Raw genomic sequence first — 14,464 nt, forward strand, 5'->3', positions numbered from 1 at the left:
TTATTCTTTACTCAATCAGAGCAATTCTCATGCGGCGATAACTCCTCGTTTCAGAGTACCAACAATGCCGGATGCCTCAAGAGGGTTAACCCATTATGATGCCTTCTTCCAAGAAGGGGGTGTCGCAAGGTGAATGAACAAATAGCACTATATGCCAAGCGTCTGAAGCTCAGTTGGACGAAGGAGAACTATAACAATATCAAAGCAAACAGTAATGAGGAGTTCCTTCTAAAGCTTTTAGAAAAGGAAGTAGAAGCACGAGAAGAGCGCAAGGTTAATCTCTTATTAAGCCAAGCTCAACTTCCCAAAACGGGGTCCCAGCCGTTTCAGTGGGAGCATATACAAATTCCACAAGGAATTGATAGAGATACTGTATTAAATGGGGATTTTATTAAAGATAGGGAGAATCTCATTTTGTATGGAGGAGTTGGGACGGGGAAAACCTACTTAGCAACCTTACTGTCCTTAAATGCCATATATAAGTTTGGCTATAAGGTGAAATTTTTTACCGTGGCAGGTTTAGTAAATAAATTAATAGAAGCCAATCAGCAAGGGACGTTACCTAAGCTGATGAAACAGATAGATAAGCTAGACAATCTGGTTTTGGACGAATTGGGTTACATCCCCTTAAATAAGGAGGGGGCTGAACTACTTTTTCAGGTGATTTCCATGTGTTATGAGAATCGAAGTATGGTAATCACCACCAACCTTCAATTCGGTCAATGGAACCATGTATTTGGAGATCCGATCCTTACTGAGGCAGTCATTGACCGGCTGATACATCATTCACATTTATTAGTATTTAAAGGTGATAGTTTTCGATATAAAGAGTCTTTACTAAACAAGTAAATAGGAGGTGCAAGTGGCATACATTTTTAATTGCCATTTCATACATTTTTTACTTGCCAAATACACTGTGTTTACATCCCAAAAGCATTAAGGAAAAAAGCTAGTAGTTAAATAACTATTAGGTTTAATTCAGAAGTACGAACAAGTCATTCACAAGCAGAATCACATGAGATCTCACAGCAGATATCTCATGTGTTTTTTTGTTGTTATATTAGTTTTATCGGTGGACTATTCAATAGTTAGATCCTATATTTAGCTTTTGAATTTTTTGTTTAATCTAACAATAAAAAGTTTTTAATCGAAAAAAATGTTAAAATAAAAGAAAATAATATGATAGTGGGTGAATTCGTTGAAATCTCTCTATTTAGAAAATGGATTACTATTAACTGAGATGACAGTAGTATTTAGGGGAGAAGCCCTCACGTTATGGAGAGTATTAGTAAGTACGACTCTCCAACATACGGCATTATCTGTAAAACTTAGCGAAAATCTAGGAATAGTTTCTGATGATACGGTTGAAAATCAATTTCAAAAGACTGTTGACTATGTTAGTGTTGGTCCACTAAAGGTTAAAGACTTTGTCATACAAGTTACTGATACAGCTGATGAATTACAGGTGGATGCTATAATAGGTCTCGACTTTCTTAAGAAGGTCGGGGCAAAAATCAACTTAGACTCTATGACATTATCAGGATCAAGGGTTATTTAGTAATTTCCCAAAAGGAGCTGTGACATTTGAGCGGAGTCTTAAAATCAATTTGGATTAAAAGAATGAAGAGAGGCCCTATGGATTTAACTGATCTAGCTAATTTAAAGGCTAATAAAGGAATTGTTAATAACGCAGATCAAGGTGGCAAAAGACAAGTTACTATACTCGAAGAAGAAGTTTGGAATCAATTAATGGAAGAGCTAGGTGGTTCTTTAAGCCCTTCTGCCAGAAGGGCAAACTTACTTGTTAGTGGAATAGATTTAAGAGCTAGTAGACATAAAGTCTTAAAAATTGGCCAATGTGAAATATTAATTAATGGAGAAACAAAGCCATGTGAGCGAATGGATGAAGCACTTCCAGGATTAAAAGACAAAATGTACCCTGATTGGCGTGGTGGTGCCTATGGAACGGTTCTAACAACAGGTACTATTAAGTGTGGAGATGTAGTGGAATTACTCGAATCAAACAATCAAAATTGAGAATAGAAAGACATGAAAAATGCCAACCTATATTAAAAGGTAGGTGTTTTTTATGCATGATTTCATTTCTTTTGTTGCAAACATAGTATTAAATTTTTGGGGGATAGAAGTTTTACTATTTTATTTTTTCCTCTATTCATTTGTTGGATGGTTGATAGAAAACATATACAGTCGCATAACAACAAGAGTCTTTTTTAAAGAAGGTTTCTTATATAGCCCCTTGAAACCAATGTATGGATTTACTCCTGTACTACTATTACTGACAGCACACTTTGATTTACCAATTGTTTTTATTATACTTGCATGTTTTATCATCCCGACATTTGTTGAGTATGTTAGTGGGGTAATGCTACAAACATTCTTCAGGAAAAAATGGTGGGATTATACTGATATGCCTTATCAATTCCAAGGCCATATAACCCTCTCTTTTTCACTATGTTGGTTTGCCCTGTGTTTAGTTTTTTTGTTTGTAATACATAGAGAAGTGGAAAGCTTATATTTTATGATATCTACGATTTGGGTTGTGGTATACCCTGTTTTTATGGTTGGTCTAATGCTAGACTTTATTTTCACAGTGAGTAAACATCGTAGAAACAAACCTGTACAATTTGAAAGTTAATTTAAATCACATAAAATAAGGACTAAGTTATAGTCCTTATTTTTACTTATTAAATTTTGGGAACTAATTGATGTGTGGGTTATTGTTCTCTAGAAGGCTTTACATAATTATACGTAAGAAATGTCATGAGGTTATTAATCAATTAAGTTATGAAATTTTTACAATGTGGACATAAAGCTTTATCAAAATCACTAGGTATCATTTTGTTACATGTCTTACACTCAGTTCCTTCATCATCCGGCTCAAGTTGTTTTGCTTTTTTCTCCTTAATACTGCTAATAATAGTTACTATTATCATTACAATAGCCAATCCAAAAATAAGTGCCATCCACATAAAATACCATCTCCTTTATTTTTGATGGGTACAACTATATTATAACGTATTGACATTCACATTTTCATTACAAATGTGATAAATTAATAACAATGCAATAAAAGTGAAATAATTTATTAATGTATAGCAAAATAATAATTATTTTTGGGGATATATTTTTGACTTTTAGATCTTATGTTGTAAAGGGGATTAATATGACCAAATTAACAGAGGTGTATGAACAAGCAATAATGCGTACGAAAGAAAAAGTACTTGAGGATATAGATAACTATTTAGGTTCAAAAGAAGTAGTTTCTTTACTTTCTGACTATATTTCTGATCGCGAAAAATACTTGGAACAGATTTGGATTAATGTTTGGCTTAACAAGGTAACAAATGATGTATCCAAAAAAGAAAAGAAGTCCTACTTACAAGATAGGGGATTTGTTGTTGAGGGTGTGGATAAAAAGCTAATTAATCATCTCTTCCGAACGGAGATGAGGACATATAAAATATTCAATGTTATTCAGTGGTTAAAATCCGAATATGATCTTGGTGGAAAAGGGGGTTGGCAAGCTCTTTATAGTCAAGCGCGCCTTAATCATATTCGAAATCAGAAAGTGAAAGAAATAGAGGCGAAAAAGCTAAAAGTAAGAAAGGATATTGAGTGCATCTTATCTAGAATCGTAGATGAAGAATGGACTTCTGTTTATATTCCCCTTCGATTTATATTAAGTAAGGAACTATTAAATGACATAAAGAACCAAAAATATAAGTTGATTGAAACTATCAAAATCGAAGAAAAGCTGTCTCAAAATGGATACTTTGATGAAAATGATTATACATTTGTAAAAGAATTTCTATATGAGCTCACTGGATCTATCGAAAAAAACATGTACTGGGAATATGAAACCTATGAAGATGTATATACGAAGATTATCCGTGCTGCTCTGTTAGAAATTCTTTATGACATGGTAAATGAAGAAATTTCTGAAGAGGCACGTTCTGTGCTAACTCATAGTGAAAAAAGCTTTGATCATGAATTAAGTAATGTTTTACAAGAAGCTGTATTTCAAATTGAGTTAGATTTCATGAATAAATTCAAAGAAGAATACTTTGTAGACTTGATTACCCTTGCAGCAATCCCATTTGATCAAGAAATTCACCAAGAAATATATGAACAAAATCTCTTAGATAGGGAAAGAAGAAAAGAGGAAGAGCTTTTAGCAATACAGAAAGAAAAAGAAGCAGAAGAGCGAATGGTGGAAGATATATTTGGTCGAGAGTATACACTTCCACTTGGCAGAGATATTCAATATTTTCTTCATATTGGTGAGACCAATACAGGGAAAACTCATCATGCCCTAGATAACATGAAAAAAGCTGACAGTGGAATTTATCTTGCCCCCCTTCGTTTACTTGCTTTAGAAGTATACGATAAGCTGAATAGTGAAGGAGTTTCATGCGGCCTGAAAACTGGTGAAGAAGAGAAGGGAATGGTGGGAGCTACTCATATATCATGTACGGTAGAAATGTTCCATGAAAGAGATTATTACGATTGTTTAGTTATTGATGAAGCTCAAATGATTGCAGATAAGGACAGGGGGTTTTCCTGGTATAAAGCTATTACACAAGCTAATGCAAAAGAAGTGCATATAATTGGAAGTTTAAATTCTAAAAATATGATATTGCAGCTATTAGGTGATTCAAGCGTTGTAATAAAAGAGTATAAAAGAGATATACCCCTAGAAGTTGAACAAAATCTCTTTCGATTGAAGCATACTGGAAAAGGGGACGCTCTAGTATGTTTCTCTAGAAAAAAAGTTCTAGAAACAGCATCTGTGCTTGAAAATAAGGGGCATTCCGTTAGTATGATATACGGCAGCATGCCACCAGAAACTAGGAAAAAGCAGATGGAACGTTTTATTAGTGGGGAAACATCTGTAATTGTCGCAACGGATGCGATAGGAATGGGACTAAATTTACCAATAAGAAGAATTGTATTTTTAGAAAATGAAAAGTTTGACGGAACTAGAAGAAGGAGATTAAGTTCTCAAGAAATTAAGCAAATCGCAGGACGTGCAGGGAGAAAAGGTATATATGATGTGGGAAAAGTCGCCTTTACTAGCGATATTAAACTAATGACTAGGTTGTTAGAGCAGGAGGATGAATTAGTACAGACATTCACTGTTGCACCTACTACTTCCATTTTTGAACGTTTCCAAAGATACTCACACGATTTAGGTTATTTCTTTTATTTATGGGATAAATTCGAGAGCCCAAAAGGTACTAAAAAAGCGTCTCTATCAGAAGAACGTGAACTATATACATTTATTGAGGATACAGAAATGGAAGCAAGATTACCTTTAATGGAGCTATATGGTTTTTTGCATCTTCCTTTCTCTAAAAAAGAGCCTATCCTAATAAAGCAGTGGCGTGATAAAATGAGCGCCCTCGTTAAAGGTGAACAATTGCCAGAGCCAAATATTAAAAGGAATGGACTTGAAGAACTAGAATTATCGTATAAAGCTCTTGGACTACATCTTTTATTCCTTTATAGACTAGGAAAAGGAACAGAGGCATTATATTGGGAGAGAATCCGTGAGGAAATCAGTGATCTGATTCATGAACAATTAAAGACTGATGTAAAGAAGATTAGAAAAAAATGTAAACATTGTGGGAGAGACTTACCACTGGACTTTAAATATCAAATATGTGATTCTTGTCATTGGGCTAGAAGAAAACGAAGACCATATTAGGGAGTCTGGTATGATACGAGCAAGGGGATAGTGGATTTGGTTAAATTTGTATCTTGGAATGTTAATGGTATTAGGGCTTGTGTGAAAAAGGGTTTTCTAGATTACTTCCACAAAGTTAACGCAGATATATTTTGCATACAGGAAACTAAAGTGCAAGAAGGTCAAATAACTCTGGACTTAGCTGGCTATTATCAATATTGGCATTATGCTGAAAAAAAAGGTTATTCTGGAACGGCCATATTTACAAAAGTTAAACCTCTATCAGTGAATTACGGTGGTGTAGGAAATGAACAACAAAAATCAGAAGGGAGGGTTATTACCTTAGAATTTGAAGAGTTCTATCTTGTAAATGTTTATACTCCAAATTCACAAAGGGATCTTGCAAGACTTGACTATCGTCTTCAATGGGAAAAACAATTTAGAAATTATATCATTGAATTAGAAAAGCAGAAACCTGTTATTATCTGTGGTGATATGAACGTTGCACATAATGATATAGATGTAAAAAATTATAAATCTAACAGAAAAAATTCTGGTTTTACAATTGAAGAGCGTACTGAATTTGGTCACTTACTGAATAGCGGCTTTATTGATAGTTTTCGTTTCTTGTTCCCTGATAGGGAAGGAGCCTATACATGGTGGTCATATATGCGCAATGTAAGGGAAAGGAATATAGGTTGGAGAATTGATTATTTTCTAGTGTCTGTAAAACTCAAATCATCAATCACAGGTTCTGAGATCCACTCAGACATATTAGGAAGTGATCATTGTCCTGTTTTATTAACGTTGGGTTGATATAGAAAGAGAGTATCCCCTTTCGAAGAAAATACTTTGAAGGGAACACTCTCATTTTATTTATTATTCAACAACAAGTGTTGCTACCATGTCTGCGTGACCTTGACCACAAGGTATATTACAATAAATTCTATATTCACCAGGTTCTAGTTGAGCTGTTTGACTTCCATCTCCATTAATACTAATGTCAGTACCTTCAATTCCAATTCCGTGGTGACCTTCTTGATTTGTATGACCTATAGTCACTTCTCCAGCTGAGACTGTGTAAACTTCTTGGTCAAATTCCCAGTTGAATGATTGTATCTCAACATCAACCTCCGTGTTACTAGCCTCTTCGTTAGAAGAGTTATCGTTACCTCCACAAGCTGTAACCATTGCAAAAACTACTAAGCCTAATACAAATAATAATCCCTTTTTCATTTTATCTCCTCCTACTGTATGTAATTTTCTTTACAGTTCAATTTTAAAGGTAAACATCAAGACGTGTAGTGAGTTACATCACCTTTAAATAAAAAAGTCTATATTAACTATAGAAATAGTTATAAGTATTATCCATCACTAACTTTGTAATTTTGTTTTATATAGTAAAGGAATGAGTTATAATAGCAAATGCGCTAAGGTTTATCGAACTATGACAAGAAGGAAGTGTGAAGTATATGAGTAAACTCCATGTAGGTGCAACATATGAGTTAACGGTAAAACGGAAAATAGAAACTGGTTACGTCCTGACTGATGGGAAAGAGGAAATCCTATTACATAATAATGAAGTAACAAAGGAACTGAATGAAAATGATGAAGTAGATGTTTTCCTATATCACAATAAGAAAGATCTAATGGTTGCAACGATGTCTATACCTGAATTAGATGTAGATACATATGATTGGGTCCAAGTTGTTAGCAAAGTACAAAACCTCGGAGTTTTTGTTGATATTGGAATACAGAAAGAAATATTAGTATTTAAAGATGATTTACCATTAATGGAAGAAGTTTGGCCAGATGAAGGAGACGAACTCTTTATTACTCTTGATCTAGATAGGAAGGGAAAACTACTTGGAAAACCTGTTACGGAGGAAATAATTGATCAAGAAAGAGACAGGGCAGACAAAACAATACTGAATAAAACAATAGGTGGCCGAGTTTATAATGCCACTAAAATAGGTTCCTTTATTATTACAGAAAACGGATATCGAGGTTTTATCCATGCCTCAGAAAGAAAAAGAGAGCCTCGCTTAGGTGAGTGGGTGGAAGGGCGTGTAATCGATGTAAAGGAAGATGGGACAATTAACGTCTCCCTTCGCCCTCTAAAACAAGAGGGGATGGTTGAGGACGCCGATCTGATCCTTGACTTCATGAAGAATTCTGGTGGAAGTATGCCGTATCACGATAAAAGTGATCCGGAGGAAATTAGGGAAACATTTCAGTTAAGTAAAGCCGCCTTTAAGAGAGCACTTGGAAAACTAATGAAAGAAAAGAAAGTCGAACAACGAGATGGACAAACTGTGATTATAAATAAATAAATAAAAAAAAAGCGCGCAGTTTGAAAGTAAATTCAAATTGCGCGTACTTTTATTCTATTATTGTTCATTCGTTTGGCTAAGTTTAGCCTTAAGCGCAGCTAATTCTGAATCTACAGCACTATTTTTATCAAAAACCGCTAATTCATCATCAAGTGATTTGTTCATACTTCTTAATTCTTCAGAAGAATCAGCTTGTGCCTCATTCAGTATTACCTTTTCCTCCATTCGTTCAAACCCGCTTTTAGCACCATTGCCCATTCCAGATAAAGTTTTGTTAACTTTTTCGCGAGCTTTCGCACTTTCAGAACGAGCTTTTAAGGAATCTTTCTTCATTTTCATTTCATTTAATTCTTCTCTCATTTCAGTTAACTTCTCTTTTAACTCCTCTGAGAGCTTTAGCGCCTCTTCGTGTGCAACTTGTAGAGAATTTGCATTAGCTTGTAATTTGTTTTTATCCTCAAGGACTCGTCTAGCTAAGTCTTCATCCCCACTCTGTAAGGCTCTAAGGGCTTGTTCTTCTCTTTTAGCGACCTGCTCGGTTGCGTCCTCCAGTTTTGATTTGAGAACTCTCTCATTTGCAATTTGTTGTGCAACAGAAGACTGTACGTCTGCAATATCCTTTTCCATGTCAATAATATACTGATCTAGCATTTTACTTGGGTCTTCTGCCTTACTCAATAAGGAATTTAATTCTGAAGAAACGATCGTACGTACTCGATTAAAAAATCTAAACATTTTTAATCCCTCCATTTTTAAAATTTTAAATTATTTTTATTTTACCATTATTTCCAACATAATTTATGTACGATTTATAAATAATAAAGGTTTCATTTAATTTCCATTTTTAAATTCAGAACTTCTAGTGTAGATTGATTGACAGCCGTACAACTCATAAAAATTAACATTATTCTCTATCAGAGCCAAATAAGTTTTGCTTTTTCCCTTAATCGTTATTCTTTAATACCCTTTTTACGTATTTCTTCTGTCACTACAAATGCTAAATCATCATTACCGAACATTGACAATACACCTATTAATGTTTCATTCGGTATATGACCAGCTTCATGTTTAGGAACAGTTAGCGATAACGCTTGCTCTAACGCTGTATTTTTATCCTGTTCTGGATAAGCATTTTGATAGACTTTAGTTGGATCTAAATCATGATTAATACACCATTGTGCGAAAACTAAAATCATCATATTCTCATCATTCTTATAATTATCTATTATTTGTTCTTCAATATTTTTAGGTTTCATGACCCATCTCCTTTTAAATATTTTAACATATGATTAATATTTTGTGATTGTAATAAATTCGCCAAACATTTAGACTATTTTTTCATTAAAAGAATCTATAATTAAAGTATATGTACATCATGTGAACCAGCCTACATCAAATGAGTAAGGCTGGCTTTTATATGGTCTCTGCTCAAATAATTACTTTTGGAGGGGATTAGTTTATGAAAACTTTAGTAGTGTACTGTTCTTCACATGGCACCACAGAAAAGGCAGCACGATTACTAAGGGATAAATTAAATGGTGAGACATATCTAATCGATCTAAAGAAAGAGAAATTACTAGTTGATATTAACATTTATGATGCGGTAATTATTGGCGGGTCCATTCATATGGGAAATGTACAAGGGAGAATAAGGACATTTATTAGAAAGTATCATAATGAAATAGTTATGAAAAAAGTTGGATTATTCCTTTGTTGTATGAGGGAAGGGGATATAGCTGAGGAACAGTTTGATAGGGCCTTTCCGACAACAGTAAGAGAAGTTGCTGTAGCTAAAGGAATATTCGGTGGTGAATTCATCGTATCAAAAATGAACTATATTGAAAAAATTATTGTGAAGAAAGTAAGTGGGACAACTGAAGATGTATCAAAACTAGATACTGATTCAATAGACCAATTCGCAAGAAGCTTTAATACTAAAAAAGAATATAGTTTCAGTTAATATGTAGAGATTTATAAGCTTTTGGATTTGTGTGAATTTTATAACCTGTACGAATATTGCTAACCTTATGTAACCGTTTACAAAATTCACAAAACCGACAAAAAAATTAGGGGAAAATGTCGAATAAATGTATTAAACTATAACTAGTAAGCCAACCTAATTTGTTGTCACTAATCAATTACCCCTAAAATAATTTGAAGTAGACAACACCTTTACCCAGTTGACGATAAGTGAACTGGGTTTTTTATTTATATTTACAAATAATAAATTATAAAATAATTAATATATGAGGGCCACTTTGCTCATATATAATTAGTTAAATAAAATATGTTGAGGAGTCGGAGCGGACGAGGCTTTAGCGATTTAATCCATATAATATCAATGCCACTCCAATACCAACAATGAGAAGATTGCTAAATTTCATTTGATCAGCTATTCCCACTAGGCCGATTGTCATTGTTAGAACTAACACGATTGGACCAACAACTGCTAAAATCGCATTAATTGCTAAGGCCTTTTCAATACTATTAAACTTGTACATTAATATAGCGGCTGTTAACTCGAATGATCCTGATAACAGTCGAAGAATAATCATTGATAGTAATGCAAGTTCTATAGATGGAAGCCAATCTTTCAATTTCATCACCCCTGTCCGCTTTTCTATGAATTTTATGTGTGGACAAGGCAGAAAATTCATAAGTTTTTTATCTGAATGATAAAATTAAATAAAATATGATGAAATGATAAGAAGAGGAGTATTTAAATATGAAACAGATCGTTCTTATTACTGGAGCAAGTAGTGGGTTTGGACATTTAGCAGCATTAGAGCTTGCAGAGAAAGGCTACCACGTCCTTGCAACAATGAGAGATTCAAACAAGATGCAAGACTTATACCGAGTAGCGAAAACACAGAACTTAGCTTCAAATATCGATATAATAAATTTGGATGTCACTGACTCTTCGCAAATTAATAAGATGAAAGAATACATAGACGATAATTATGGAACGGTCGATATACTTATCAATAATGCCGGATATTCACTTGGTGGTATAACGGAATTTATTGATATGGAAGAATGGGAATTACAAATGCAAACAAATATAATAGGAGTTATCGCAATTACAAAAGCAGTACTGCCCTTAATGAGAGAACGGAGAAGTGGAAAGATCATTAATATAGGGAGTATTAGTGGTAGACTTGGCTTTCCCGGTATGGCTCCTTATGTTACGTCTAAATTTGCGTTAGAGGGTTTCAGTGAATCACTGAGACTAGAATTGTTACCATTTAATATAAAAGTGAGCATTATAGAAGCTGGTTCATACAAAACAAATATATGGGAAAAGGGATTAAGAAATGTAAAAATAGTTGATCACCCCGACTATAGTCAATTTTTTGATAAAATAAAGGATAATGCACAAAGAACTGCATATACAGCTTCGGATCCGATGGAGGTTATTAAGTTGCTAGTTAAAATATGTTCTAATGAAAATCCAAAGCTGAGATATCAGGTAGGAAAGGGAGTGAAACTTTTAATTTTACTTAAAAGTATATTGCCGTGGAACATCATTGAGAGAATTATTCATCGTAAATTAAATATAAAGATATAATTAATAATCCTATAGTCAATTAATTACTACATCAAATGATTGTTATATTAGTAAAACATAAAGATTTTTTAACCCATTAATTGCCATTGGATATCACTCTCGATATTTGTTATAGTATATTTCCAAGCCGAAAACAACTGGTCCTAAAATTATTTTTAAAGAAGTTGTTGATTTTATATGGTTGGTTATGATATATTAATATTTGTCGCTAAAAACGACAGTAACACTAATTGAAAAAAGTTGTTGACTCCGACAAATTATATTGATATAATATAAAAGTTGCTGTAAACAACAGTTGCTACAAATTGACCTTTGAAAACTAAACAAAAAGCCAAACGAAGTGGGATAAGAAGTTATTTCATATTATATGAAGTAATGAAGAATATCCCGTCAATGAATTACAAAATTAGCCAGATGAAAATCTGCAGCTAGACATCAAACACTTTATTGGAGAGTTTGATCCTGGCTCAGGACGAACGCTGGCGGCGTGCCTAATACATGCAAGTCGAGCGGACTTCTTTAAAGCTTGCTTTAGAGAAGTTAGCGGCGGACGGGTGAGTAACACGTGGGCAACCTGCCTTACAGACTGGGATAACTTCGGGAAACCGAAGCTAATACCGGATGATCAAATGAACCGCATGGTTCAATTGTAAAAGTTGGGATTTATCCTAACACTGTGAGATGGGCCCGCGGCGCATTAGCTAGTTGGTGAGGTAACGGCTCACCAAGGCAACGATGCGTAGCCGACCTGAGAGGGTGATCGGCCACACTGGAACTGAGACACGGTCCAGACTCCTACGGGAGGCAGCAGTAGGGAATCATCCGCAATGGGCGAAAGCCTGACGGTGCAACGCCGCGTGAACGATGAAGGTCTTCGGATTGTAAAGTTCTGTTGTTAGGGAAGAACAAGTGCCATTCGAATAGGTTGGCACCTTGACGGTACCTAACCAGAAAGCCCCGGCTAACTACGTGCCAGCAGCCGCGGTAATACGTAGGGGGCAAGCGTTGTCCGGAATTATTGGGCGTAAAGCGCGCGCAGGCGGTCTCTTAAGTCTGATGTGAAAGCCCACGGCTCAACCGTGGAGGGTCATTGGAAACTGGGGGACTTGAGTGTAGGAGAGGAAAGTGGAATTCCACGTGTAGCGGTGAAATGCGTAGATATGTGGAGGAACACCAGTGGCGAAGGCGACTTTCTGGCCTACAACTGACGCTGAGGCGCGAAAGCGTGGGGAGCAAACAGGATTAGATACCCTGGTAGTCCACGCCGTAAACGATGAGTGCTAGGTGTTAGGGGTTTCGATGCCCTTAGTGCCGCAGTTAACACATTAAGCACTCCGCCTGGGGAGTACGGCCGCAAGGCTGAAACTCAAAGGAATTGACGGGGGCCCGCACAAGCAGTGGAGCATGTGGTTTAATTCGAAGCAACGCGAAGAACCTTACCAGGTCTTGACATCCTCTGCCACTCCTAGAGATAGGACGTTCCCCTTCGGGGGACAGAGTGACAGGTGGTGCATGGTTGTCGTCAGCTCGTGTCGTGAGATGTTGGGTTAAGTCCCGCAACGAGCGCAACCCTTGATCTTAGTTGCCAGCATTCAGTTGGGCACTCTAAGGTGACTGCCGGTGACAAACCGGAGGAAGGTGGGGATGACGTCAAATCATCATGCCCCTTATGACCTGGGCTACACACGTGCTACAATGGATGGTACAAAGGGCAGCAAAACCGCGAGGTTGAGCGAATCCCATAAAGCCATTCTCAGTTCGGATTGCAGGCTGCAACTCGCCTGCATGAAGCCGGAATTGCTAGTAATCGCGGATCAGCATGCCGCGGTGAATACGTTCCCGGGCCTTGTACACACCGCCCGTCACACCACGAGAGCTTGTAACACCCGAAGTCGGTGCCGTAACCTTTTAGGAGCGAGCCGCCGAAGGTGGGACAGGTGATTGGGGTGAAGTCGTAACAAGGTATCCCTACCGGAAGGTGGGGATGGATCACCTCCTTTCTAAGGAGCTTAAAAGGCTCATACCTTTTTAAAAAACTTCGTTTTGGTACTTTTTGTTTAGTTTTGAGAGGTCATACTCTCAAGACGCTTTTTTCTTCTCATGAAGAAAAGGGATTGAAGGAACTTCGGTTAAAACCGTCACATCCTGTGACAACACCGAAGCTAGCACTTCCTGTGCGTCGTTGTCCTTTGAAAACTAGATAACACAAGATTGATAAGAAAACACTGGTTAACTTTTTTGAAAAGCCTATGCTTTTTGAAGAGTGCAACTAAGTGTCTTAGAGAAGGCTAATTAATGATGACGCCAAAAAAGCATATTAAAACTTTTTATAAAGTTTTAAGCAAAGAGGATCGAGTTATTCGAGGAAGCAAGCCGTCAAGTGACTGAACGTATTCACATACGTGACAGGAACGAGAGGGTGCAGCTGACGAAGAAGAACGAAGATCATCTGCAGCTTAAATGGTTAAGCTAGAAAGGGCGCACGGTGAATGCCTTGGCACTAGGAGCCGATGAAGGACGGGACGAACACCGAAATGCTTCGGGGAGCTGTAAGTAAGCTTTGATCCGGAGATATCCGAATGGGGGAACCCACCATCCGTAATGGGATGGTATCCATACCTGAATCCATAGGGTATGAGAAGGCAGACCTGGGGAACTGAAACATCTTAGTACCCAGAGGAAGAGAAAGAAAATTCGATTTCCTGAGTAGCGGCGAGCGAAACGGAAAGAGCCCAAACCAAGAGGCTTGCCTCTTGGGGTTGTAGGACACTCCATACGGAGTTACAAAGAAACGGCGTAGACGAAGCGATCTGGAAAGATCCGCGAGACAAGGTAACAGCCCTGTAGTCGAAATGT

At 36.5% G+C, this 14,464-nt stretch carries 14 protein-coding genes, 1 rRNA gene and 1 other annotated feature (1 of these 16 only partly in view); of the genes, 10 read left to right on the plus strand and 5 right to left on the minus strand.

Annotated features, from left to right (window positions below; all coding sequences use genetic code 11):
- Positions 1 to 129: 129 nt before the first annotated feature.
- The 4 genes from istB to BW724_RS11155 all read left to right on the plus strand — a co-directional run bounded on the left by istB (position 130) and on the right by BW724_RS11155 (position 2,656).
- A complete protein-coding gene (gene istB, locus BW724_RS11140; protein ID WP_088073339.1) occupies positions 130 to 849 on the plus strand; it encodes an IS21-like element helper ATPase IstB in 720 nt (239 codons plus the stop codon).
- Between the two features lie 349 nt (positions 850 to 1,198).
- Positions 1,199 to 1,558, plus strand: a complete 360-nt coding sequence (locus BW724_RS11145) for a pepsin/retropepsin-like aspartic protease family protein (protein WP_088075295.1) — start codon at positions 1,199 to 1,201, stop codon at positions 1,556 to 1,558.
- 26 nt (positions 1,559 to 1,584) lie between these two features.
- Positions 1,585 to 2,037 carry an MOSC domain-containing protein gene (locus BW724_RS11150; protein WP_088075296.1) on the plus strand — a complete coding sequence of 151 codons (453 nt, stop codon included), beginning with the start codon at positions 1,585 to 1,587 and terminating at the stop codon, positions 2,035 to 2,037.
- Positions 2,038 to 2,089: 52 nt separating this feature from the next.
- Positions 2,090 to 2,656, plus strand: a complete 567-nt coding sequence (locus tag BW724_RS11155) for a putative ABC transporter permease (RefSeq protein WP_088075297.1) — start codon at positions 2,090 to 2,092, stop codon at positions 2,654 to 2,656.
- Positions 2,657 to 2,798: 142 nt separating this feature from the next.
- On the opposite strand, the gene BW724_RS11160 is transcribed toward BW724_RS11155, so the two are convergent.
- Entirely contained in the window at positions 2,799 to 2,990 is a 192-nt protein-coding gene (locus BW724_RS11160; RefSeq protein WP_088075298.1) for a hypothetical protein, read from the minus strand.
- Positions 2,991 to 3,184: 194 nt separating this feature from the next.
- Between BW724_RS11160 and BW724_RS11165 the strand changes: the two genes are divergently transcribed.
- Together BW724_RS11165 and BW724_RS11170 are read left to right on the plus strand one after the other, a co-directional pair.
- A complete protein-coding gene (locus BW724_RS11165; RefSeq protein ID WP_088075299.1) occupies positions 3,185 to 5,728 on the plus strand; it encodes a helicase-related protein in 2,544 nt (847 codons plus the stop codon).
- 36 nt (positions 5,729 to 5,764) lie between these two features.
- Entirely contained in the window at positions 5,765 to 6,523 is a 759-nt protein-coding gene (locus BW724_RS11170; protein WP_088075300.1) for an exodeoxyribonuclease III, read from the plus strand.
- 63 nt (positions 6,524 to 6,586) lie between these two features.
- Here the strand turns inward: BW724_RS11170 and BW724_RS11175 are convergent, their stop codons facing one another.
- Positions 6,587 to 6,943, minus strand: a complete 357-nt coding sequence (locus tag BW724_RS11175) for a cupredoxin domain-containing protein (RefSeq protein ID WP_088075301.1) — start codon at positions 6,941 to 6,943, stop codon at positions 6,587 to 6,589.
- Positions 6,944 to 7,179: 236 nt separating this feature from the next.
- On the opposite strand from BW724_RS11175, the gene BW724_RS11180 reads away from it, so the two are divergent.
- The gene (locus BW724_RS11180; RefSeq protein ID WP_088075302.1) at positions 7,180 to 8,040 is read left to right on the plus strand and encodes a CvfB family protein; all 861 of its coding nucleotides are present in this window, start codon (positions 7,180 to 7,182) and stop codon (positions 8,038 to 8,040) included.
- A 57-nt stretch (positions 8,041 to 8,097) separates the two neighbouring features.
- On the opposite strand, the gene BW724_RS11185 is transcribed toward BW724_RS11180, so the two are convergent.
- Both BW724_RS11185 and BW724_RS11190 read right to left on the minus strand, forming a co-directional pair.
- Complete coding sequence (locus BW724_RS11185) at positions 8,098 to 8,775, minus strand: PspA/IM30 family protein (RefSeq protein WP_088075303.1); 678 nt, start codon at positions 8,773 to 8,775, stop codon at positions 8,098 to 8,100.
- A 215-nt stretch (positions 8,776 to 8,990) separates the two neighbouring features.
- A complete protein-coding gene (locus BW724_RS11190) occupies positions 8,991 to 9,296 on the minus strand; it encodes a hypothetical protein (protein ID WP_088075304.1) in 306 nt (101 codons plus the stop codon).
- 203 nt (positions 9,297 to 9,499) lie between these two features.
- Between BW724_RS11190 and BW724_RS11195 the strand changes: the two genes are divergently transcribed.
- Positions 9,500 to 10,000 (plus strand): flavodoxin domain-containing protein, encoded by a 501-nt coding sequence (locus BW724_RS11195; protein WP_088075305.1) that lies wholly within the window; start codon positions 9,500 to 9,502, stop codon positions 9,998 to 10,000.
- Between the two features lie 355 nt (positions 10,001 to 10,355).
- Here BW724_RS11195 and BW724_RS11200 read toward each other — a convergent pair whose 3' ends face one another.
- Positions 10,356 to 10,637 carry a YqhV family protein gene (locus tag BW724_RS11200; protein ID WP_088075306.1) on the minus strand — a complete coding sequence of 94 codons (282 nt, stop codon included), beginning with the start codon at positions 10,635 to 10,637 and terminating at the stop codon, positions 10,356 to 10,358.
- Between the two features lie 128 nt (positions 10,638 to 10,765).
- Between BW724_RS11200 and BW724_RS11205 the strand changes: the two genes are divergently transcribed.
- Together BW724_RS11205 and BW724_RS11210 are read left to right on the plus strand one after the other, a co-directional pair.
- A complete protein-coding gene (locus tag BW724_RS11205; RefSeq protein ID WP_088075307.1) occupies positions 10,766 to 11,608 on the plus strand; it encodes an SDR family oxidoreductase in 843 nt (280 codons plus the stop codon).
- A gap of 444 nt (positions 11,609 to 12,052) precedes the next feature.
- Positions 12,053 to 13,608 (plus strand): 16S ribosomal RNA (locus BW724_RS11210).
- 462 nt (positions 13,609 to 14,070) lie between these two features.
- Positions 14,071 to 14,464 (plus strand) — a sequence feature (23S ribosomal RNA rRNA prediction is too short) (it continues 568 nt past the right edge of the window).

Source organism: Litchfieldia alkalitelluris, assembly GCF_002153425.1.
In the GTDB taxonomy this organism is placed as follows: Bacteria; Bacillota; Bacilli; order Bacillales; family Salisediminibacteriaceae; genus Evansella; species Evansella alkalicola.

Coding starts and splice junctions, on each gene's coding strand:
- BW724_RS11155 (WP_088075297.1), top strand. CDS start 2,090: ATGCATGATTTCATTTCTTTTGTTGCAAACATAGTATTAAATTTTTGG.
- BW724_RS11160 (WP_088075298.1), bottom strand. CDS start 2,990: ATGTGGATGGCACTTATTTTTGGATTGGCTATTGTAATGATAATAGTA.
- BW724_RS11165 (WP_088075299.1), top strand. CDS start 3,185: ATGACCAAATTAACAGAGGTGTATGAACAAGCAATAATGCGTACGAAA.
- BW724_RS11175 (WP_088075301.1), bottom strand. CDS start 6,943: ATGAAAAAGGGATTATTATTTGTATTAGGCTTAGTAGTTTTTGCAATG.
- BW724_RS11180 (WP_088075302.1), top strand. CDS start 7,180: ATGAGTAAACTCCATGTAGGTGCAACATATGAGTTAACGGTAAAACGG.
- BW724_RS11185 (WP_088075303.1), bottom strand. CDS start 8,775: ATGTTTAGATTTTTTAATCGAGTACGTACGATCGTTTCTTCAGAATTA.
- BW724_RS11190 (WP_088075304.1), bottom strand. CDS start 9,296: ATGAAACCTAAAAATATTGAAGAACAAATAATAGATAATTATAAGAAT.
- BW724_RS11195 (WP_088075305.1), top strand. CDS start 9,500: ATGAAAACTTTAGTAGTGTACTGTTCTTCACATGGCACCACAGAAAAG.
- BW724_RS11205 (WP_088075307.1), top strand. CDS start 10,766: ATGAAACAGATCGTTCTTATTACTGGAGCAAGTAGTGGGTTTGGACAT.